The 208-nt window shown below is 39.9% G+C and carries 1 tRNA gene; it reads right to left on the bottom strand.

From position 1 onward, the window contains the following. Positions 1 to 132: 132 nt before the first annotated feature. Positions 133 to 208: transfer RNA gene (locus ACVA6Q_RS25075), tRNA-Glu, on the bottom strand.

Genomic DNA, 208 nt, shown 5'->3' with positions numbered 1-208 from the left:
TAGGATTTGAGAACTTTTAAATGAATAACATTAATCAAATGTTATTCGTCAGCTTTCCAAATTGTTAAAGAACTAATCACTTCGTAATGAAGTAACCATTTTTAAGAATTCTCGAAAGAAAACGCTTAAAGATGGTATCCCGTAGGGGAGTCGAACCCCTGTTACCGCCGTGAAAGGGCGGTGTCCTAGGCCTCTAGACGAACGGGAC

Source organism: Vibrio sp. DNB22_10_4 (assembly GCF_052879755.1).
Note: the sequence above shows the minus strand (reverse complement) of the source record. Positions and strands in the feature narration are given on the sequence as shown.